Here is an 18973-nt window from a genome sequence, read left to right as displayed (position 1 = left end):
CTACACACTTTCAGAACTTGGGTGTGGCTATTTTTCGGCCATAAGTTGCTAAAAACGGGATTATTCTACTGCTATTCCTTATTTGGTTTGCTTTACTACAATTTGCGCTGGCATTGCTTGGCATACTGTATTTTTTGGGGTAATTCAGGAATTACCCCAAAAACCATAGCACTTCAAATTACCAGAAAAGCCTAAGCCCTGTTTAAAACTTTTCGGAAATTGCCTTGACAACTATACATAAGACGTATAAATTACAAGAAGTTGTTTAATTTATCTTCTCTCTTTAGATAGAGATAGAAATGGGCGGTCGTTAAAAGTTTGGTTAAAATCTAAACAGGTTTCTTGCCGCCTCGCTTGCTAAGCTCCCCATTTCTGCCCAATTGAATTGGTGAAAAATCGTAATTTTCGCTGATTTGTGTAAGCAGGTATATCGATCGAAGTTGCGATTCGAGATGCCCGATCGCTACCCTATGGAAAAGCCAAGTTACGCTTCCGGCAAGGGTTCCCCGGCATCCCGTCTGCCAGTAATACTGGGTATCGAATCTACAAAAAAACAAGAAAGAAGTATCAAAAATATGAAAATTCTGTTACTAAGTGTCCACCCACCGCACGGAGGCGGGTCAGCTCACTCCAGTCAGGAACTTGCCTGCGGATTACGCAACATCGGGCATGAAGTTTTGCAGATCGCCCCCTACAAAGTGCCAAATAATTTGGCGCAATATCCTGGATTAATCTGGATTCAGGCTGACTTTCCTAACGACTTGAGTATTACGAGTCAAGCATTATCAGATATCGATCGCGAAGTTCAAATAGCCTATCAAATTCATGGCCCTTTCGATTTTGTCATTCTCGGTCGCGAATCGTTTTTGTGGCATCTTCCCGCTATCCGTCGCGTTCATCACGACAAACCTGTCATATTGATTTGTCGGGGAGCTTATATCAACCGCCTCGCTTCTAGCGATCCCATCGATCCTCAACTCAGACGGCAACTGCTCAACCTTTACCAAGGCTGCGATAAAATTGTTTGTATAGCTCGCCATCTTGCCGAATCGATCGAACGTGTAGTTGGTGTCACCAATACCGTTTTCTTGCCCAACCCAATTAATCTTCCTCCCTTCAATCCCAGCACCAATCTTCCTCCTTTTCACCCCACTTCCAACTATCAGCAAATTGCAAAAGAACCGATTCGTTTGCTGATGGCGGCTCAACTCAAAGCCAGGAAAAGGCCGTTGGATGCAGTGGAAATTGTGCGAAATCTCTCACTTGCCGGAGTCAATGTCCATCTTACGGTGTGCGGAGATGGCCCCGATCGTGCGGAGATGTTGCATCGCATCAAAAGTTACGGTTTAGAAGAACGAATTGTGCTAAAAGGTAGCGTATCTCGGCAACAGGTACTCGATTGTATGAATAATGCAGAAACCGTTCTGCTTTGCTCCGATAATGAGGGACGACCTCGCGTCCTGCAAGAAGCGATCGCCGCAGGCAAAGGTATAGTAGCCTACGATAACCCAGGTTCGCGAGAGGTAGTCAATGAATGGTTAGAGAGTTGGCCTTTGGGTCGTCTTGTTCCTATTGGAGATATTTTTGCGGCTGGGGAGGCAATTTTAGATTTAGCCCGCTATTTTCGTTCCCAGCCAGAACCGTTACCTCCGCCACAATTGCCCAATCCAATTGAGGTACTTTACGACTACGAATCTATGCTTAAAAACCTGAAATTACCAGCACTAGAAGCTGTATTTTGATAAGCAGTTAGCAGATAGCTAACTGCTTATCACTAACTGGTTTCAAGCTTGCTTTTAAGTCTTCTGGAGGTTTAACTTCTCCGGTACAGGATTGGTGTGGGCTGCCTTACCATTTTTGCCGGTATGCCCATTGCCATTACGCGGCTGAATTACACCATAACCGCCGTGATTGCGTTCGTAAATCACGTTAATTTCGCCGGTTTCCGCATTGCGGAACATATAAAAATCGTGATCCACTAGCTGTAACTGTTCTAAGGCTTCTTCAATAGTCATGGGCGGCATGGCAAAATATTTGGTACGCACGACTTCAGTGGGAAGTTCCACAGTGCGATCGCCGATCAAATCCACTGCCACTGGCGCTTGTTCTACTACCTCGCTAGTTTTGCGCTGGGCTTGAGTCTTCTTATCTAGCCGTTTTTCTTTGTACTTACGCAGTTTGCGGGCTATTTTATCAGCAACTAAGTCTATACTGGCATATAAACTTTCACTTCCTTCTTCTGCACGAATCACCGCACCATTTGCATAGATAGTCACTTCAGCAGTCTGCTTAGAATTTACCCTGGGATTGCGAGCTACTGATAGATGCACATCAATCTCATTGGTTACATTTAGAAAGTGACTTGCTGCTTTTTCAATTTTTTGGTGTACGTACTCACGAATTGCATCGGTGATTTCAATATTTTTGCCATGAATCACAAGCTTCATATTCAATTCTCCCGCTGAATACTCTATCTACTAGCAGGCATATTTTTAGCCTGCGTCTACCTTTGGTCTGAAAGGAAAGCTAAGCCGACATCGCTGCTTTCCAGGAACGTAATTTATGTGTCTGGGGGTGTTGCAACGCCGAGATATTGCATATTTTATCATATCGTAAGGATGCCGAAACTTTTCGGAGTTTATCTCTTGTCAAACTGCTTGCATAATGCAAAATGGCCCCACTTTATCGCACTCTGACTTGAGCCTACGCCCACACCTCTACAGTAAGTTTCTCGGACGATGCCACCAACTATGCTGGCTTTGAAAGGAAGGTGGGCGATCGCCATCTCAAATTTGTGGGCTTTTTCTTGCTAAACAGGCTTCCTCCTATTCACATTGAGGTTATACATAAAACACTAGCATTTTGTATTCTGGAGTACATAGCCCTTTGGCTACTCTTTAAAATCTTTTGCATCTGTTGACATTTCTTGATTTCCCTGACCGGATTTTGAACGAAATTTAACGTAAAATACTCTTGATTTTTGTGGTGATTTCGAGTAATAATGATTGGTTGGCGTGGAATAAGCAGCAAAAACCCCGTTTTTGTCGGTTATACGATCGGGGAATCACAGATTATTCAGCAGCTTGGGAGTGGCAGCGATCGCTCCTGGCAGAACGGCGAGACAACCCCAAGCTGGAAGATGTCCTCATATTGTTGGAACATCCCCCCGTGTACACGCTCGGACAAGGAGCCAGTCTGGAATTTCTCAAATTCGCTCCGGAGCGAAGTAACTGCGAGCTACACCGTATAGAGCGCGGTGGCGAAGTAACCTACCACTGTCCCGGTCAACTCGTCGGCTACCCGATCCTGAATTTGCGATATTATCGGCAAGACTTGCACTGGTATCTGCGCCAGCTGGAAGAAGTGTTAATCCGAGTGCTGGCTGAGTACGGATTGGCAGGGGAACGGCTCGACGGCTTTACCGGCGTTTGGTTAGAAGGACGGAAAGTAGCTGCGATCGGCATCAAAGTCAGCCGTTGGATTACCATGCACGGCTTCGCTTTCAACGTTTGTCCAGATCTGGAAGGTTTTAAGCAAATAGTACCTTGCGGAATTTCCGACAAACCGGTGGGCAGCTTAGCAGAATTTATTCCCACAATTAATAAAGACCGAGTGCGTCAGCAAGTAGCAGCCAGCTTCGCCGAAGTGTTTGCAGTCGAGCTAATTCCAGAAACTATGGCTGGGGACTAGGGGTTAGGAGTTACGGGAAGAAGAATTGAGAATCAAGGGTTTGGTCGAATTAAGAACGTCCTCTCTGATGTCTTCGGTTGGTATAATTATTCAAAATTTTGATTTTTCTTGATATATTTAACTTGTGGAAACTTTCCACATTTTTTAAATCGCGATCTACTCTCCCCTCAAAGGGGACAGCAGTTAAAAGCGCCTGTGTCGCGTTTATTCCCCGACCTGAAAGTACTGGGTTTGCACACTTCCCGTAACAGCTTATGACAGAAACTACAGAGCCCAATGGCTTAGAGGTAACAGAGTACGTTTCCGTAGCGGGTTCTGTTGCAGGGACGTTAGTTGCAGTTTTTTCCCAGCAGCTGATATATTCGGTTGCTCCCCTGACTCTAGCCCTTTCCCTAAGCCTGATCAACCGACGCCGATTCGAGCAGACATTACAGCAGAACATGGCGGCTGTCTTATCTGAGATGGGAACCCGCGTCAGACAAATAGATCGGGAAATCTCAGAAGAGATGGGAAGCTTAAGAGACTCATTTCAAGGTTTCTCGACTCCGATTAAACCGCTGATTCTCGCTCCCGTCCAGGAAGAACTCAGCCAGCTGCGAGAGCGGTTTGATAGCCTGGAACAAGCGATCGGCAACCTCACCATATCAACAAAACCCGAAGGGAGCGCTTCGCTGAGCGACACTCAAGCAAAGCAAATAGACGAACTTACCCCAGGTTTTGACAGCGAGTATTTAGATCGCAAGATAGAGGAACTGAAAACAGAACTGCTCGATCGCAAGCAGATTGGTTCCGAGAACCTCACGAAAGAGGAATTTCAAGACTTTAAGCAGCAAATTCAGCAACTGCAAACCAACCTCTCCTCATTAACAGAGGCGTTTAAAGAGCGGGAAGAAATACAGCGCATCGAAGAACTCAGACAAATGCTGTTGTCCCCAGAAGTCGAACAGCGTATTTCTCAGCTTGCAGACGCATCGGCAAATGTTGTTCCCAGCTACCTGGAAAGACAAGTTCGGGAACTGCAAGCAAACGTTTCCTCATTAACGGAAGCGTTTAATCAGCGCCAGGATTTAGAGCGCATCCAAGAAGTTAAACAAATTGCCGCAGAAGTGCAAGAGCAGTTAGCTGCTTTTACCCCACAGCCAGTAACTTTCGATCCCAGTTACTTGGAAGAGCAAATACAGCAACTGGCAACAAAAGTATCTCAAATCGGCGACAGGTTTACAGAGCGCTTAGCAGAGCAAAGAGAAAGTACATCCGATGTAGAATATGAATTGTCTGCACTGCCGACACAAAACGGACGCTCTGACACTGGGTACGTAGCAGCGCAGATCAAAGAAATTAAAGCAGCGATCGCTCAGACAGAAGAAATTACGCGCTCTAACTTAGATCGGTTAGAAGCACAAAATCAACAGATGCAAGCTACCCTCCAATCGTTGACTGAAGCGTTTGAGGAGCGCTCGCAGCCAGCCGAGATCGAAGAATTAAAGCAAAGCGCCGCCGAAGTTGAACTTCTTCAGCAAGTTTCTGCGATTACTTCCGACTTGGATAACAGCTATCTACAAGCGGAAATTCAGCAACTGAAAAAGGAACTGCAAGCGCTGTACTTTCAGATACCCCAGTCAAACAGTTATGCTGAAAAAGCCGATCGCACTTTCATTGAAGATGCTTATACCAAATTGAACGCCGCTGTTGAGAGTTCGCTCGACTTCTCATCTGCTAAATTCCAGCAACTGTCAAAATGTGCCTCCCATTGGCAGCAACAATTGTTGAAAATGCCAAAGCAAATCGCTCAATCGCCAGAAAAATCTGACGATTCGGCTGAAAGCGATTTACTGCTAAGCAAATCGGCAGCAAGCACATTAGAATCAAGAGATTTGGATACTCTACTCACATACTGGACAGAATCGTTAGTTGCCAGATCCCTGCAAGTGTTCGATAATTTGCGTGGCAAACGGCAACAGCAGACCGAAGCAGTAGAGACGGAGATCATCGGTCTTCCCCACCAAACGATCGATCTGCCGTCCGAACAGCAAATACAGCAAATGCAGTATATTACAGTCAAGTCTGAGGTTGTTTCGTCACCAGAGTCTAAGTTAAAGAACGATCTGGAGAATAAAGCGATCGGTGTAGAAACGCCAATCCAGACACCCGACGCGGAAAGCTACGAAAACGATCGCCATTCCGATATCGAGACGCCTGACAGGGAAAGCTATGAAACCAATAACCTTCATGAGGAGGGAGCGAAGCGTTAGATTTGCAAAAACAAACAAAAAAAACAAATCTATAAAACATTTTGGGTCTAGTCAAGATGACTAGACCCGGTACAAGTTTAGTGATAGAGTTGTCAAATAATGAAAGTCAGAAAGTAAAGTTTGTCAGTTTTCTAACTCTAGCATAGTAGCGTCTTTCCGGACTTGGGTTTGGTTTTGCCCCCAAAATGGGGCTTTCTGCCACTTTTGCTATGCTATGCACAAGAGTTAATCAAAGGTAGCTTCGACAGTAGGACACAAATCTAAGCTGTTTGTTTGGTTTGGGTTTTAGTTTGAATTTATCGTGTCCTGTTATTAAAGTAGCACAGTAATTTTATGGTGTAAGCCTCTATTTACCTAAGTTTAACCCTGTTTACAGAAGTTTAATTTTACTAACATCTCGTCATTGTGCAAAATTATCTTCTGTGGGAAAGTAGATTAGACATCTCCTCCAAAATAATCTTAAAGGCAGGCAGGATGCCTACCCCACAAGAATTTTTGGAGATGTCTGTGAGATTGAGGAACAAAAACCAACCTAAATTTGTTGCTAAACTTGAGGAAATTGAGATTGGTTTTTCTAGCCCCAATCCCACATAATCGGACTGTCATCCAAAGGATCGGTAACCGTGCGCCCAATAGCGTCGATTTGTGCTAGTTCGTCAGCAGATAATTTGACATCGGCTGCTTTGGCATTTTGTACCGATTGATCGCTGTTACGCGCACCGACGATCGCATTTGTTTGCGGTTGGGCAATCAACCAAGCTAAAGTTAGTTGGGCAAGCTTACATTGATGGCGTTCTGCAATCGGACGGAGTTTATCTAAAGCTGCTTGCGCTCGTTCGTAATTCTCACCCATAAACAGCTTATTTTTGATGCGGTTATCTCCTTCCTGGAACTTGTGACCGAGACCGAATTTGCCAGTCAGCAATCCCTGTGCCAGAGAAGAGTAAGCAATGATAGAAATATTGTTTTCAATGCAGTACGGCATAGTATCTTTTTCCACCTGACGCCAGAACAAAGAATAAGGCGGTTGCAGGCTATCAATGCGTCCGTACTGGGCGGCTTCTTCTATTTGAGCGCGGGAGAAATTAGAAACGCCAATAGCACGAATTTTGCCTTGCTGTTTCAAATCGTTCATCGCCCGCATAGTTTCCTCAATCGGTACAATTTCGCTGTTGAAAGCGCCGGAAGGCCAATGAATTTGATAGAGGTCGATATAATCGGTTTTAAGGTTTTTCAGAGAGCGATCGCACGCCTCAATTACTAAGTCATACTTGAGATGATTGGCGAAAACCTTGGTAGCGTAGACAACTCGATCGCGCACATCTGACAGCGCTTGTGCCACAATTTGCTCAGAGTGACCGTTTCCGTAAACCTCGGCAGTGTCGATGGTCGTTATCCCCGCCTCAAAAGCCGCCCGCATCGCCTTGACGGTCTCGGAATCCTCAATCCCCACCCACATAGCTTTCCCAGCTTGCCAAGTCCCCATAATGATGGGAGAGATATTCACATCAGAGTTGCCCAAGCGTCGCGTTTCCATGTCTGACTCCTAAATGGTCTTCATTCTGCATCCTAACCATATTGACGCAGTGCAGCGAGATCGATCGAATATCTTAGGACTTATGCAAAACACCGCTTCTTCTGTGTAAATTTCTGCATAGTTTTTATCATACCTTAGCTACTTGAGATTTTTCTAAGGGTAAACTAAAGCAAAGCCATTGTTCCGAACCGGGGAGTAGGAATGAGTTCTCACAATGAAGACCAAATCGAACGACGACTGAGGGAATTAGAGGCGGAAATTTCTATCCAACATATACCTCGAACCCCGAAACCTCAGCAACCCAGCCGCTGGCAACTTGCTATAGCAAAAATGAATAAAGTGGCCAAGGTGGCAGTATTTGCCGCCACTGGACTGATTAGCGTTTGGGTTTTTAGTACCGCTGTGAGTTTTATTTCTATAGTTATCGGTTTGGTAATCACGGCGGGTGTGGGCTATGTCGGTTACAAACTTTTCTTGAACCGCGATAACTACCGGTGAAATATATTTGTTTGTTGCTGTTATTAATGTTATGCTTCGCAGTCGCCCTACCTGCGGAAGCTTCCTTTTGTCGCCAAACAAATGACCGTTTGATTTGCGTTCTCAGGATTGACCGCAGTGCTAAAAATCACTGGGAGTATCGGGCGATCGTCAGCGTTGACGGGGTGGAAAGGCCGATGCAGCTGTATAATTGTCGCGATCGCATTACCGTTCGCAAAGACGGAACTGTTGTACCGTTTGAACCCAACGGCCCAGGTAAGCTCATCTGTAGCGTTCTGCACAAATAATCCCTCTTCTGTCTATGAACGACGAATTTTTAACTCTCCCCAGCAACTGGCTGGATTGGTTATCTGTATTCGGCTATATAACTTTTATCGTTTTCATTGCGTGGCGAGTGTTTGCCAGTCGCTAGTCTGGAAGAAGAACTCAACTCTATTGCTATGGAATCGACTACTATCCACGCACTCAAGGAATGGGCTGTTGCGGTAGATGCCTTGGCGCAAGGCAAAACTATTTTGCTGCTTCGTAAAGGCGGTATTCGCGAGGAGGGAAAGCAATTTAAAGTTGCTCATGATGAGGTTTTGCTCTACCCGACATTTGAACACCAAAAACCAGATTTGCTCAAACCGGAATATGCTGACAAGGTAAGCCCTGTAGAATCGGGTTGGCATCCGGAAACTGTGCGAATTGGTAGCTGGGCGAAGATTACCGATATTTTTATGGTGAGTTACGAACCCAGCATTGCCGCACTGCTACCATATCACATCTGGAACGAGCGGTTTGCGAGCGATCGCCTCAAATGGAAACCCAGTCAGCCAATGTATATTTTGCTGCTGCGGACTTACAAACTCGCTCAACCGCAATCCATTGTTTACCGCCCGGAATACGGTGGCTGCAAGTCTTGGATCGATTTGGCCGCACCTATTTCCATCGTCGGTTCTGTACCAGTGCTGAGTGATGGTGAATACGTCAAACAAGCAAATGTCATCCGTAATGCGATCGCCCACCCGCAGGCTGAGGAATTAAAAATTCAAAATTGAAAATCAACCAGTGGGAAACTGGGGAAAGGGAATTTTGTAACAAATTTAGCTGACGTAACCCTGAAGGATAAAGCAAAATAAACTTCAAAATATCTCTGAATTAAGCATTAGAGCAGATTTGGGAGATTAAGCTCTATGCTTTTCCGCTCTTTGTCCATAATCATTAAATCTTGCTTAAGATTGAGATGAAATTGACAAAAATACCCTGTAGGGTGAGGTCACAACTAAGAATTTTTTGCCATCATATTGACAAATCGGTCAATCTAGGGTAGCGTGGCTGGAACACAATATCGAAGCTGGGAACAGAAGCTTAAAAGCGCATCCTCACACAGCCTGGTTTCAGCTTTACGTACCTTTATCTACGCAAAGGAGTTTTATCATGGCTGGACAGATGTGCTGGTTACCCACTCTTGGTGGCAACGGGCAAAAGATCTTGCATTTGCAATTAGCATCTCACGAACCGTGGCGACCCTATACAGGTTTTCCTCAATATGCCGTACCAGATTACCGCGAACCAGGTGGTTCTAAAGGTTGGGCAACTTACCAAAAGCTCATCAAAGCTGGCTGGAAGCTGATACCCACTAACGAAGCGCAACAACGTTCATTCTTCAATCCAGAAACAGAGGTGGCTTAATAGCCGCTTGGCGAACCTTCTCCATATGGCTTTGCGGCTCTTTCTCAAAAACGGTCTGCTGTGAGTGGGTTTGCCAAGTATGGCGTTAATCATATCGCATTAGAATTGCCCGCCGGAAATTGTAGCTCGATCGGATCTCTCCGAGACACAGTTCTGGCAAAGAGGCACTACCCTAAGTCGATCCGGTAATTGTTGACGGTGAATGCGCTTAAACAGTATAATCCCTCTGTTATTGGGTCATACCCGACAGAAAGTCAGTAGGAAATAGCGCAAGTTCCCATCATGGAAGATTATGCTGAGGAAAGCAAATCCGCAATGGATGAAGCTATTGCACATTATCAAGAGGCATTATCCACTATTGAAAAAGCAGGATCGATACTGTCCAAGCGGAAAATTATAGAAATGCTCTTGAGCCGCGATGGAGTGGAAAACCTCAAAAATAACGGTGCGGAATTGAACACGAGTCAATGCGCCCTGTTGATTGATTTGGATGAGCGATTGAAGGAACTTGCAGGGATAATAGCGAAAAAGTTTCCCCTAGCTAGCTATCGGCTGAGTGTCAACCCACCGGAATCGTCTTGGTGGTGGTTTCTGGAATCCTTTGTCCCTCGAGAAGTCCACAAACACGATCGCTTTGACTGGGTATGGTATGGGTTGACACTCGGTTGTATGGTTGTGGCGACTACTTTTGGTTCTAGCACGGCTCAAGCCTTTTCCAGTGAAGGGTTTGATATCCTGGGGACTTTTAGTACGGTTGGCCAAGCGGTGGGGATGCTTTTATTAGCCGGTGGGGTGCTGACAGAAAATGGTAAGGAAACTGTTGAGAATGCCCTCAAGAGCGTCGGGATTCCGCCTCACTTCCACGCGGAAGCAATCTTTGGTGCCTCAGCTCTAATGGCCGCAAGTACTTATGTTGTCTATGCTAATTTACCAACTATAGGGGAATATTATTATAAACAGGGGCAGATCTCTAGTACTCAAGGTGATGTTGTTAGTGCTTTGGATTTATACAAAAGGGCACTGAATTTTAACCCCAACGATTCCAAAATTTATGTTGCTTTGGGGAAAGTTTCGGAAGATATGGGACAACTCAAGGAAGCTATATCTTACTACGAGAAAGGGAGATCCTTCAACGATCCCGCCGCCCTCAATGGTTTAGGAAGAGTATTGGTATTCCAGTCGTTGGAAGATGTGGGTTGGACAGCAAAAATTGATGAGAAAGTTGAGCGGAGAGCCGATTTTTTCTTAGTAGCTGCTGAGAAGCTGGTGAAAGAAGAGCAAAAACTTTTACGCCGAGATATTGCGATTAATCATGGCATCCTTTATCTATCTGATTTTGATTTAAAAAAATCTTCTGTTGAAGATGCTAATAATGCTCTCGATAATGCCTATAACTCTTTTGAACAGGCCGCTGAATTAGAGAAAACTTTACCCAAAGAAACGAAGGAACAAAATAAAGGGCAGTGTTATCTTCAAATCACGGAAAAAATACGCCAAGAAGTTAACTATCAAAAGGGACAATTTTTAAATTCCGATATTCCTAAAAAGGCGGAAGCTTGTTATGGGGAATTATATCGCGCCGGATTAAATCCTTATGACGATACGAAAATATACTACAGTCTCTATACCTCTAGAGTTTCACTGGAAGCTTATAAAAAACCAGAGAATCAAAAGTATCGCCGATAATATTCAACATCTGCAACAAGTGAACGCCTCCCGAAGAAGGAGGTGGCATTGAAGAGAGATCCCCGACTTCTCCAAGAAGTCGGGGATCTGAGATCTTTGTTTTAACCCCAAGGGCTAGGTGGGCTACAGGGCCCTCGCGTACCCGCCTTCCGCCGACAAGCTTGTCCTAGTTGGTCTGGCTCATTCCATTGCTGAATTTTTACCCCATCAATCGTTTTGCTCATGATTTGGGTAAATGATAGAGCTACAGGAGAAGCAGCTATAATCCCCAATAAAGATATACCCATCGCTTGCACTACTCGTCGGGTAATCACCTTGTCTGGTGTGTTTTGTGCAATCCTTTTACAAATCAAACTTGGCATTTTTTATTCTCTGGAATTATCTGCTAACTACTGTTTGTCGAAAATCACATCACTAACCACACTGTTATTGTTTAGACAGACATTCTTTGCTTGCTCTGCTATCCGTCCGTTGGCAAAAACAGCTCGAAATTCATACAGACATTTACTATCATTTACTGGAATAACAACAGTCTGTCTAGCAGCGATGTTAACTGATCCCAGTAAATCTTGACCCCAATCAGAACCTGGCCTGCGCCAATAAAACTCTACGATATCATTATCGGCACGGTTACTTACCTTAAAAACGCGATCGTCTTTTCCATAGAGGGAATAAGTACCACCATTCATGTCACAAATATTGGCCTGACGTTCGATATTTTCTTCGCCATCGGCGAATACAGTTTTGATATCATAAACGCATTCTCCAGGCTTGTTGTAAATATCAATATCTGCGGTTTCTCCCGGTTTCACTACCCGACCCTGGAGTTTTTCGTTAATTCTGTCATCAGTTCCAGGAGGGTACACAAATAAATGAACTATATTACTATTACCATTGTTTTCGAGACTAAAAGATATCTTAGGTCGGTAAGTCTCAGCTAATAAGCTACTGGGGTTTAATAAAATTGCGGTTAACCCCAATAGTACTTTACCCCTGAAGGACTTTAAGAAATTTCGCTTCATAGTGTAGACCTCCTCATTCTAGGGTTCAATAGTACCATGAAACCTACAATTGGATGATGAAAATGTGTTTTTCCTACCTCCCACTTGAGTAAAATTTAGACCCACATTCCGCAGGCACAATTGTCATATTCTTGAATGTAGGCCGGGAAGTAGCTTAATAGCCGCTAGGCGAACCTTCGCCACGAGGATCGGCTGCTCCTTCTAGAGAGCCATCTGGCGTAACGGCGATCGCATTAGCATTACCCCAAGGAGTTTGCTGTTCGATCTGATGTCCGCGACGACGCAGTTCTGCTAGGGTGAGAGCATCTAAGCCAAATGGTTCCACCCTCAGTTTATCCGGTAACCACTGATGGTGAATGCGAGGAGCAGAAACAGCTGCACCGACATCCATGTTGTATTCCAACACGTTGAGTACAACTTGCAAAACCGTGGTGATAATCGTGCTTCCTCCCGGCGCACCAACTAGCAAACGCAGGCGATTGTTTTCGGTGACAATTGTAGGAGTCATGCTGGAAAGAGGAATTTTGCGAGGTGCGATCGCATTTGCATCTCCACCCACCAAACCAAAAACGTTCGGTACTCCCGGTGCAATAGCAAAATCGTCCATTTCGTCGTTAAGCAAAATACCCGTTCCAGGTACAACCACACCCGATCCGAAACCATAATTAATAGTAAAGGTAAGGCTAACCGCATTGCGCTGTTCGTCTACAACGCTCAGATGACTTGTCTCCGGTGATTCTTTGCTATTAACAAAACGCTCTAAAGTATCTCGATCGACTGCCCTTACTTCCGTTGCAGGTCGCGCCCTTTGCATAGTAATTTCCCGACGCCTTTTCGCAGCGTAACTGTGACTGGTGAGCGCTGTCACCGGAATATTCACAAAATCCGGATCGCCCAAATAAACAGATCGATCGGCATAGGCAATTTTCATTGCTTCTACAAGTAAATGTAGCGTATCCGGGTGATGCCAACCCAGCGATTTCAGATCCGTATCGCCGATAATATTCAAAATTTGCAACAAGTGAACGCCTCCCGAAGAAGGAGGTGGCATTGTGCAAATTCGGTAAACGCGGAAACTACCGCACAGAGGTGTCCGCCAAGTCGGTTTGTAGTTTTTCAGATCTGCCAAACCAATCAAACCGCCATTTCTTGCCATATCGCTGGCAATAGTACGGGCAATTTCACCAGTGTAAAAGCTTTGCGGATCTTTGGCGATCGTCTGTAAAGTGCGTGCCAAATCTCTCTGTATCAAACGATCTCCCAATGCAAACAATCTACCATTGGGAGCGAAAATTTGACGTGCCGCGTCATTGTTCAAAATAACATCTCGGCGCGTTTGAGAAATGCCAACAAAACGCCAAGTCGGAATAGAACTGACAACAAAACCTTCATTGGCAAGACGGATAGCAGGTGCAATTACCTCTTGCCAAGGTAGCTTACCGTACTGACGATGCACTTCATAAAGTCCCGCCACCGTACCCGGTACTGCTGCTGCCAAATAGCCATTGACGCTAGCATTCGGACGCACCTTACCCTGTTCGTCTAAGTACATATTGCGTGTCGCACGCAAAGGGGCGCGTTCCCGGAAATCCAACGCCTTCATTTCCCCCGTTTGCGCTTGATGCAGCATTAAAAAGCCACCGCCGCCAATACCTGCGGAAAAAGGCTCGACTACTGAAATGGCAAAAGCTGTCGCCACAGCTGCATCCACAGCATTGCCACCTTTTCGCAGTATGGAAAGTCCTGCCTCAGACGCCAACGGATGAGCTGAAGTTACCATACCTTTTTTAGTGCGTAGGGGTAGGACAAAAGCTGCCCTTGTTTCCTCACACCAAAATAGAGATATCGAGACAATAATATAAAGAATTGCGATAGAAAATTGTTTATATCTCAAAAAGTTAAACATAATAAGTTTCGATATTTGGCGGGAAAAATTTAAGATGAGCCAGACATTTACTGTAAGTGAAGACGAAAACTATGACAAGCCTCGCCCCAAACGACTGGTGTCGATCGACATCCTGCGCGGACTGGTGATGGTACTTATGACATTAGACCATGTGCGGATATTTTTCTCCAACGCTCGTTTTGACCCTTTAGACTTGACCCAAACAAACGTACCGCTGTTTCTGACACGCTGGGTAACTCATCTTTGCGCTACATCGTTTATTTTCCTGGCCGGTATCGCCGCCTATCTTTCTCTACAACGCGGTAAAACAAAACAAGAAGTCTCCTCGTTTCTTTTCACTCGCGGACTTTGGCTTGTGTTTCTGGAACTGACGGTGGTGCGTTTTGGATGGACATTCAACGTAAATTATAGTGCTACATTCGCAGGAGTGCTGTGGGCGATCGGTTTTGCAATGATTGTCTTGGCAGCACTGGTTTATCTTCCCACTCGCGCTATTGCTGCCATAGGAATCACGTTGATAGTCGGACATAATTTGTTCGATAACATACAAGCCGATCGACTGGGAGAATGGGGCTGGCTTTGGGCAATTCTTCACGAACCAAAACGACTGGAAATATTACCTGGAATGCGGTTTTTTACTGCTTATCCTCTCATACCTTGGATAGGAGTAATGGCGGCGGGTTATGCCTTTGGAACTGTATTCGATCTGCCACAATCTCGGCGACGACAATTGCTGCGAAGGTTCGGTTTTGGTTTGATTCTCGCATTTATCATTCTGCGGGCTATTAATATTTATGGAGATCCCGCTCGATGGGCAGTTCAGTCCAGCTTTCCGTTGACTTTGCTTTCATTCATTAACTGCCATAAATATCCGCCTTCATTGCTGTTTTTGTTGATGACGATCGGCCCTGCAATTCTCTTACTTGACTTATTTGAAAACCAAAAAATATCTAGATTTATCAAACCACTGGTACTCTTCGGTCAGGTTCCCTTATTTTTTTATATTATTCACATACCGCTGATTCATCTATTGGTAATTCTATTGGCTATACCTACATACGGTTTGGAGGCATTCGCCATATCTTTATCTAAAATACCGCCAGATTATGGTTATGGTTTAGCAATAGTTTACGATTTTTGGATTATTGTAGTTCTCATACTTTACCCGATTTGTAATTGGTTTGCGGAGTACAAGGCCAAACATAAATTTTGGTGGTTAACTTATCTTTGATAAGTAGGGTGGGCAATGCCCACCCAAATTGCCGACAAATTATCTTTGTTTATCCCAAATTTCATTAGTTACTAATTTTTACTCACAAATACAAACCCTCTTGTTTTCCTCGAATCAGAATCCACCGTTGCCATCGCCCGCCATAAATCTGCTGCTTTCACCCAAACTGGTGGGTATTTGTAGCGCGAGACATCTAAAATTAAAAATCGATCGGTTCTTTCATTATAAGCAGCTATAGGAGAAATATGCCCTCCAGTTTCTTGCCCAATTGCTTTGCGTAAATAATTGGTTATAACGAAATTTCCCGGTTGTTTCAAATTTTGTACTGTCAATCTGCGAAACTCTGCCAGATTGGTGTCGGAAGCATGGTAAACTCTCACCTTGGCATTGTAACTTGCTAATAATCCACCCAACTGATTTAAAGTCATCCCTCGACGAGAAACTACTTCCGGACTGACAACTTGTCGAGTTTTTTCATTGCTAAAAAAGTTACTTTGAGTGAAGACGCGATAGGGTGCATATTCCGGCGCTGAAGGTGCGTTAATTCCCAAGGCATTCAGTACCATAACGCTACTGGCAACTCCACAGAACGCTTGATTGTTTTGCGTAACAAATTGTACACTCAAATGCCAGTAATCTTGTCTAGATTGACTTTGGATTAATAACTGTTCTCCTTGCGCTGAGTTGAAGGCAATGAGGTTTTGCGGTAGGGGGAGTGTTTGGGCGAGTACGCTGCTGCTGCTAATAGCAAGTCCCAGAATAAAAGCCCGAATGGGTGTGAAGATCGTCTTGAGTGTATTGGTTTTCATAAATTTCAGCCGAGCTATGCTAATATTAACATCAATAATTAAATATAATAGCTCAATATTACTTTTCGGGTGGAGCGGACAAAATTATAGAAAATTGTAGGTTGGGTTCTTGCGATAGCGAAACTCAACAAAGTGTTGGGTTTCCTAGCGTCAACCCAACCTACGAAAACTAGAGAATTGTAGTGTTGGGTTTCCTAGCGTCAACTGTGCCTAATCTACCCTACTATTAAATTAGTTTTTATTATTACAAATCTAATCCAAATTCCCAAATTATCTCATTCACCATTGGGTAACGCACCCTAGTAACTTGTAGTTATTTTATCACTTGGCACGCTTCCCAATCGCATTTTGATTTCGAGAAATTCTCGCACCACATCTTTGACATCTCGGAGTTCTCCTTCAACTAAATAGTTTAATTTTCGCATTTCGTCTGCCGAAATCAGACCGTCTAGTTGCTGAATTGCCTGACGCAATTGGGGATATTTTTTCAAAGTTGCAGAACGGACAATGGGAACGGCTTCATAGGGAGGAAAATAATGCTTATCATCCTTTAAAACGACTAAATCCAACCGCGCAATTTGCCCATCAGTTGAATTCCCAGCTACCATATCGACTTGCTTTTGGATTAGCGCTCGATACATCAATCCTAAATCCATCACGCGGGGTGATTTGGCAAACTGTAAATTGTAGGTTTTAGCCAATCCGGGAAATCCATCTTCGCGTTCTAGGAATTCGTAGCCAAATCCGCCTCGCCATTGCGGTGTATACTTTATAGCTTGGGAAAGTGTTTGAATATTCAAATCTCTCGCATCTTTACCGCGTATAATTATAGCAAAAGTATTTTCAAATCCGAGCGATGGCATTACCTCTAATTCAAACTGTTTGGCGTAGGCTTGTTGCAAACGCTGATAAACAATTTTGGGATTGCTAATCGGTTTCTGTTTCAAAACACCAGTGAAGGCTGTTCCCGTATATTCGACATAAGCATCGATTTGACCTGCTAAAAGTGCTTTGTGACAAACATAGGTAAATCCCAAACGAAAGCGACGGTCAACTTTTAAATTAGTTTCTGTTTCGATTTGTTGGGCTAAAATTTCGGCTAAAATTTCTTGTTCGGTGAAATCTTTAGCGCCGATAACGATATCGGCACGATTGTTGCTGACTTTGGGGGTGCAGCTGCCGATCGCTAACGTCAAAGTTAAAACCAAAAGGCACAATACCAAAAATATTTTTTGTTTCATTTTTCATTTTTCCTTGCGCCAGTTGGTGTTAAGCGATTTTCCAACCAACCGATCGCCAAATCGGCGACGATCGCTATGACTGCGGCGGGAACTGCACCGGCCAGAATCAGTTGATTGTTGACTACCGAGATACCTCGAAACACAAATACACCCAAACCTCCAGCACCGATCGCCGCAGCAATGGTTGCGATACCGATACCGATCACTGTCGCGACGCGCACTCCCGCCAAAATCACACCCATTGCCAAGGGAATTTCTACTTGAAATAGTAGTTCTCGATCGGTCATTCCCATACCGCGTCCAGCTTCTCGAATTGCAGGATCGACGTTGCTAATCCCTACGTAAGTATTGCGGATGATGGGCAAAAGGGAATACAAAGTCAGGGCGACAATTGCTGGGGTGTCACCAATTCCCCCTATGGGTGGCGGGATGGAAATCAGAAAGCCAAATAGCGCCAGACTGGGAATGGTTTGCATGATGTTGGCCAAACCTAAAATCGCTGGGCTGAGTTTTGGTTGACGGGTAATGAGAATGCCAAGGGGAATGCCCAGGAGTGTCGCGATCGCAATCGAAATTCCCACCAGAAATATGTGTTCGCCAGTGTGCGATAAAATTTCCGAACCGTAACGAAATAAGAAAAAATCTTTCATAGTTTTGGCAAACATTCCATAAAAGCTTGTGCTTCTGGTTGTGGCGATCGCAAAAATTCTTCCTTTGTCCCCAACAGCACCAAGCGTCCTTCTGCCATTAAACCAATTCGCGATGCTAAAACAAATGCTTCTTGGATATCGTGGGTGACAAACACAACTGTTTTACCCAATTCTTGTTGCAGTCGGCGAAACTCTCTTTGCAATTCCACCCGCGTGATCGGATCGAGTGCGCCGAAGGGTTCGTCCATCAGCAGCAGCGGCGGATCGGCTGCTAGTGCGCGGGCGACGCCGACGCGCTGTCGCTGTCCGCCGGAGAGTTCGTGGGGATAGCGAGTTGCAAATACTTGGGGATCTAATCCAACTAAATGGAGTAATTCAAATACGCGCTGATGAATGCGATCGCGACTCCAACCTTCTAAGCTTGGCACTAATCCCACATTGCGTTCAACGTTGAAATGGGGGAATAATCCAGTTTCTTGAATTACATAACCGATTTGTCGCCGCAACTTAATCGGATTCCATTCCACCGTACTCATTCCTTGTACGCGCACTTCACCTGAAGTTGGTGTCAGCAGGCGATTGATGAGCTTCATTGTGGTTGTCTTACCGCTACCGCTGCGCCCCAACAATACCAAGATTTCGCCACTTTGGATGGAGAAATTGAGATCGGATACTAAAGGGCGGCGGTTTAAGCTGTAGCTGACTTCGCTGAATTCGACAGCGATCGCGTTATTCTGGGGCATCAGTAGGGGCTAGGGGCTAGGGGCTAGGGGCTAG

Annotated in this window: 18 protein-coding genes; 9 read left to right on the top strand and 9 right to left on the bottom strand. The window is 44.8% G+C overall.

The annotated features are described in order from the left end of the window. The first annotated feature begins 452 nt into the window (after positions 1 to 452). Positions 453 to 1742: a glycosyltransferase family 4 protein gene (locus H6G03_RS12990; protein WP_190464795.1), complete on the top strand. Its 1290-nt coding sequence runs from the start codon at positions 453 to 455 to the stop codon at positions 1740 to 1742. Between the two features lie 54 nt (positions 1743 to 1796). On the opposite strand, the gene hpf is transcribed toward H6G03_RS12990, so the two are convergent. After that, positions 1797 to 2447 carry a ribosome hibernation-promoting factor, HPF/YfiA family gene (gene hpf, locus H6G03_RS12985; RefSeq protein ID WP_190464794.1) on the bottom strand — a complete coding sequence of 217 codons (651 nt, stop codon included), beginning with the start codon at positions 2445 to 2447 and terminating at the stop codon, positions 1797 to 1799. A gap of 535 nt (positions 2448 to 2982) precedes the next feature. Here hpf and lipB point away from each other — a divergent pair. Continuing rightward, on the top strand, positions 2983 to 3690 hold the full coding sequence (lipB, locus tag H6G03_RS12980) for a lipoyl(octanoyl) transferase LipB (RefSeq protein ID WP_322111901.1): 708 nt from the start codon (positions 2983 to 2985) through the stop codon (positions 3688 to 3690). A 254-nt stretch (positions 3691 to 3944) separates the two neighbouring features. Then, complete coding sequence (locus tag H6G03_RS12975; protein ID WP_190464793.1) at positions 3945 to 5942, top strand: coiled-coil domain-containing protein; 1998 nt, start codon at positions 3945 to 3947, stop codon at positions 5940 to 5942. A gap of 574 nt (positions 5943 to 6516) precedes the next feature. Here the strand turns inward: H6G03_RS12975 and H6G03_RS12970 are convergent. After that, on the bottom strand, positions 6517 to 7479 hold the full coding sequence (locus H6G03_RS12970; RefSeq protein ID WP_190464792.1) for an aldo/keto reductase: 963 nt from the start codon (positions 7477 to 7479) through the stop codon (positions 6517 to 6519). Between the two features lie 201 nt (positions 7480 to 7680). On the opposite strand from H6G03_RS12970, the gene H6G03_RS12965 reads away from it, so the two are divergent. The 5 genes from H6G03_RS12965 (at position 7681) to H6G03_RS12945 (ending at position 11337) form a co-directional block, all read left to right on the top strand. Continuing rightward, the gene (locus H6G03_RS12965; RefSeq protein WP_190464791.1) at positions 7681 to 7977 is read left to right on the top strand and encodes a hypothetical protein; all 297 of its coding nucleotides are present in this window, start codon (positions 7681 to 7683) and stop codon (positions 7975 to 7977) included. Further along, positions 7974 to 8264 carry a hypothetical protein gene (locus tag H6G03_RS12960; RefSeq protein WP_322111900.1) on the top strand — a complete coding sequence of 97 codons (291 nt, stop codon included), beginning with the start codon at positions 7974 to 7976 and terminating at the stop codon, positions 8262 to 8264. Before H6G03_RS12965 ends, H6G03_RS12960 begins: the two co-directional genes overlap by 4 nt. A 153-nt stretch (positions 8265 to 8417) precedes the next feature. Then, a complete protein-coding gene (locus H6G03_RS12955) occupies positions 8418 to 9017 on the top strand; it encodes a DUF1802 family protein (protein WP_190464841.1) in 600 nt (199 codons plus the stop codon). 379 nt (positions 9018 to 9396) lie between these two features. Next, positions 9397 to 9651 (top strand): hypothetical protein, encoded by a 255-nt coding sequence (locus H6G03_RS12950; protein ID WP_190464790.1) that lies wholly within the window; start codon positions 9397 to 9399, stop codon positions 9649 to 9651. Between the two features lie 282 nt (positions 9652 to 9933). Continuing rightward, a complete protein-coding gene (locus tag H6G03_RS12945) occupies positions 9934 to 11337 on the top strand; it encodes a tetratricopeptide repeat protein (protein ID WP_190464789.1) in 1404 nt (467 codons plus the stop codon). 101 nt (positions 11338 to 11438) lie between these two features. Here H6G03_RS12945 and H6G03_RS12940 read toward each other — a convergent pair whose 3' ends face one another. The 3 genes from H6G03_RS12940 to ggt all read right to left on the bottom strand — a co-directional run bounded on the left by H6G03_RS12940 (position 11439) and on the right by ggt (position 14265). Next, positions 11439 to 11699, bottom strand: a complete 261-nt coding sequence (locus tag H6G03_RS12940; RefSeq protein WP_190464788.1) for a hypothetical protein — start codon at positions 11697 to 11699, stop codon at positions 11439 to 11441. A gap of 27 nt (positions 11700 to 11726) precedes the next feature. Then, positions 11727 to 12359 carry a hypothetical protein gene (locus H6G03_RS12935; RefSeq protein ID WP_190464787.1) on the bottom strand — a complete coding sequence of 211 codons (633 nt, stop codon included), beginning with the start codon at positions 12357 to 12359 and terminating at the stop codon, positions 11727 to 11729. Positions 12360 to 12513: 154 nt separating this feature from the next. Next, positions 12514 to 14265, bottom strand: a complete 1752-nt coding sequence (ggt, locus tag H6G03_RS12930; protein ID WP_190464786.1) for a gamma-glutamyltransferase — start codon at positions 14263 to 14265, stop codon at positions 12514 to 12516. A gap of 34 nt (positions 14266 to 14299) precedes the next feature. Between ggt and H6G03_RS12925 the strand changes: the two genes are divergently transcribed. Next, entirely contained in the window at positions 14300 to 15496 is a 1197-nt protein-coding gene (locus tag H6G03_RS12925; RefSeq protein WP_190464785.1) for a DUF1624 domain-containing protein, read from the top strand. Positions 15497 to 15567: 71 nt separating this feature from the next. Here the strand turns inward: H6G03_RS12925 and H6G03_RS12920 are convergent, their stop codons facing one another. From H6G03_RS12920 to H6G03_RS12905, 4 genes are all read right to left on the bottom strand, one after another. Further along, positions 15568 to 16305 carry a phytochelatin synthase family protein gene (locus H6G03_RS12920; RefSeq protein WP_190464784.1) on the bottom strand — a complete coding sequence of 246 codons (738 nt, stop codon included), beginning with the start codon at positions 16303 to 16305 and terminating at the stop codon, positions 15568 to 15570. A 299-nt stretch (positions 16306 to 16604) separates the two neighbouring features. Beyond that, positions 16605 to 17546, bottom strand: a complete 942-nt coding sequence (locus tag H6G03_RS12915) for a glycine betaine ABC transporter substrate-binding protein (RefSeq protein ID WP_190464783.1) — start codon at positions 17544 to 17546, stop codon at positions 16605 to 16607. Further along, positions 17543 to 18196 (bottom strand): ABC transporter permease, encoded by a 654-nt coding sequence (locus H6G03_RS12910; RefSeq protein ID WP_190464782.1) that lies wholly within the window; start codon positions 18194 to 18196, stop codon positions 17543 to 17545. Before H6G03_RS12910 ends, H6G03_RS12915 begins: the two co-directional genes overlap by 4 nt. After that, positions 18193 to 18939, bottom strand: coding sequence for an ATP-binding cassette domain-containing protein (locus H6G03_RS12905; protein WP_190464781.1), 747 nt, complete (start codon positions 18937 to 18939; stop codon positions 18193 to 18195). Before H6G03_RS12905 ends, H6G03_RS12910 begins: the two co-directional genes overlap by 4 nt. Positions 18940 to 18973 lie beyond the last annotated feature (34 nt).

Source organism: Aerosakkonema funiforme FACHB-1375 (genome assembly GCF_014696265.1).
Classification (GTDB): Bacteria; Cyanobacteriota; Cyanobacteriia; order Cyanobacteriales; family Aerosakkonemataceae; genus Aerosakkonema; species Aerosakkonema funiforme_A.
Note: the sequence above shows the minus strand (reverse complement) of the source record. Positions and strands in the feature narration are given on the sequence as shown.

Bases quoted from the DNA above. Each gene is read 5' to 3' on its own strand.
- H6G03_RS12990 (WP_190464795.1), top strand. From the start codon at position 453: ATGCCCGATCGCTACCCTATGGAAAAGCCAAGTTACGCTTCCGGCAAG.
- hpf (WP_190464794.1), bottom strand. From the start codon at position 2,447: ATGAAGCTTGTGATTCATGGCAAAAATATTGAAATCACCGATGCAATT.
- H6G03_RS12975 (WP_190464793.1), top strand. From the start codon at position 3,945: ATGACAGAAACTACAGAGCCCAATGGCTTAGAGGTAACAGAGTACGTT.
- H6G03_RS12970 (WP_190464792.1), bottom strand. From the start codon at position 7,479: ATGGAAACGCGACGCTTGGGCAACTCTGATGTGAATATCTCTCCCATC.
- H6G03_RS12965 (WP_190464791.1), top strand. From the start codon at position 7,681: ATGAGTTCTCACAATGAAGACCAAATCGAACGACGACTGAGGGAATTA.
- H6G03_RS12955 (WP_190464841.1), top strand. From the start codon at position 8,418: ATGGAATCGACTACTATCCACGCACTCAAGGAATGGGCTGTTGCGGTA.
- H6G03_RS12950 (WP_190464790.1), top strand. From the start codon at position 9,397: ATGGCTGGACAGATGTGCTGGTTACCCACTCTTGGTGGCAACGGGCAA.
- H6G03_RS12945 (WP_190464789.1), top strand. From the start codon at position 9,934: ATGGAAGATTATGCTGAGGAAAGCAAATCCGCAATGGATGAAGCTATT.
- H6G03_RS12940 (WP_190464788.1), bottom strand. From the start codon at position 11,699: ATGCCAAGTTTGATTTGTAAAAGGATTGCACAAAACACACCAGACAAG.
- H6G03_RS12935 (WP_190464787.1), bottom strand. From the start codon at position 12,359: ATGAAGCGAAATTTCTTAAAGTCCTTCAGGGGTAAAGTACTATTGGGG.
- ggt (WP_190464786.1), bottom strand. From the start codon at position 14,265: ATGTTTAACTTTTTGAGATATAAACAATTTTCTATCGCAATTCTTTAT.
- H6G03_RS12925 (WP_190464785.1), top strand. From the start codon at position 14,300: ATGAGCCAGACATTTACTGTAAGTGAAGACGAAAACTATGACAAGCCT.
- H6G03_RS12920 (WP_190464784.1), bottom strand. From the start codon at position 16,305: ATGAAAACCAATACACTCAAGACGATCTTCACACCCATTCGGGCTTTT.
- H6G03_RS12915 (WP_190464783.1), bottom strand. From the start codon at position 17,546: ATGAAACAAAAAATATTTTTGGTATTGTGCCTTTTGGTTTTAACTTTG.
- H6G03_RS12910 (WP_190464782.1), bottom strand. From the start codon at position 18,196: ATGAAAGATTTTTTCTTATTTCGTTACGGTTCGGAAATTTTATCGCAC.
- H6G03_RS12905 (WP_190464781.1), bottom strand. From the start codon at position 18,939: ATGCCCCAGAATAACGCGATCGCTGTCGAATTCAGCGAAGTCAGCTAC.